General features: G+C 26.7%; 1 protein-coding gene. It reads right to left on the reverse strand.

Annotated elements, in window-relative coordinates; genetic code table 11:
* Positions 1-130 precede the first annotated feature (130 nt).
* Positions 131-1,420, reverse strand: coding sequence for a hemolysin family protein (locus KGF39_RS19285; RefSeq protein ID WP_227823552.1), 1,290 nt, complete (start codon positions 1,418-1,420; stop codon positions 131-133).
* Positions 1,421-1,742 lie beyond the last annotated feature (322 nt).

Consider the following 1,742-nt stretch of genomic DNA (forward strand, 5'->3'; position numbering starts at 1 on the left):
TTTAGCTACTAACTCATGACTAAAGTCACGAGTATGTGTAGCTATTTTTTAATCAAATAAAACTCCATCCATATCAAAAATAATTCCTTCTACTTTTTGCATACAATTCCTCCAATATTTTTTGATATAATTATATTACACTTTTTATGATTAATTTTACAACCCTCAATTTATCCAATTCTAATATCGTGAAATTGTAATTTTCAAAAGTTACACTTTGATTTACTTTAATATTTGAACCCAGCATATAGGATATCCACCCACCTATACTGTCAAATCCATCATGCTCTATATCAAGCCCAAAGTACTTATTAATATAGTTAATCGATTCAGTACCATCAACTAAATAAGAACCTGCTCCTATTTTCTTAATATGAGTCTCTTCTTTGTCAAATTCATCTTGAATTTCTCCAACTATCTCTTCTAGTATATCTTCTATTGTTACTACACCAGATGTACCACCATATTCATCTACAACTATAGCAAGTTGAAGCTTTTCTTTCCTTATTCTCTCAAGAGCCTTATCTATAGTTAAATTTTCAGATATATATATAATATCTCTCAATATCTCTTCTAGTTCAATTTTATTTTCATTTATCTTTTGATTATATAAATCCCTTATATGTACAAAACCTAGTATATCATCTTTATTTTTTCTGCATACTGGATATCTTGTAACACCTTCTTCTTTTAAAATAGCTAATACCTTTTCTTCAGAGTCGCTTTCATATATACATACCATATCAGTTCTAGGAACCATTATCTCTCTAATTTTCTTTTCCTCAAATTCAAAAATATTATCAACTAATCTTTGCTCTGATTCATCTATAAGCCCACTTTTATAACTTTCTTCCACTAATAACCTTATTTCATCACCTGTATGGGCTTCATCAACCTCATCAGCTTGTGAGTATCCAAATGGTTTAAGAAATAAATCAGTACTCAGGTTGAAAAAATATATTACTGGATATGTTAACTTGTAAAATCCTATTAATAGAAAAGATGTACTCAACATTATTTTTTCTGTATTATAAAGTGCTAAAGCCTTAGGAACCAATTCACCTATTACAACCTCCATCATTGTTATAATTAAAAAAGAAATGGAAATTGATATAGTATATATAATACTTTCACTAAGATTAAATATACTTACTACGGGTAAAATCAACTCTTTAACTGTAGATTCTCCCATCCACCCTAATGCAAGAGAACAAAGTGTTATACCAAGTTGACATGCAGAAAGATAGGAATTTAAATTGTCTTTTATTATTTTACATCTTTTTGCATTATTATTACCTTCAGCTATCATAGTATCTATCCTAGAACTACGAAGTTTTACCATGGCAAATTCACAGGCTACAAAAAAAGCATTTATCAAAACAAGTATTACTATAAGTGTTACATTTAATAACTCCCGCATAAAGTATTGGTTCTTATAATGTACGAAATCTATAAGAACTCAAAGTTCCCCCCTTATATTTTTAAGATTTAATTTATAATATATATTCTATCATATTTATTAATATATCTTACTTTATTACAAATAATTTTTATAAACTAAATAACCCCTTTTAATATTTATGACTGGCTATTTGATAAATATTAAAGGGGTTATTTAGTTATCATTTTTTATTTCTAAAAAATCTTTTCTCAAATGATTTAGTTATCTATTTATCCAATCTTTTACATAATTTAGTGATTAAAAATATTAATTTTTTCACTATAAAGTATAAATATTATCT

Source organism: Clostridioides sp. ZZV14-6345 (assembly GCF_020657775.1).
GTDB classification, from domain to species: Bacteria; Bacillota; Clostridia; order Peptostreptococcales; family Peptostreptococcaceae; genus Clostridioides; species Clostridioides difficile_D.

Excerpts from the sequence above, each read along its gene's own strand:
- KGF39_RS19285 (WP_227823552.1), bottom strand. The coding sequence starts at position 1,420 with ATGCGGGAGTTATTAAATGTAACACTTATAGTAATACTTGTTTTGATA.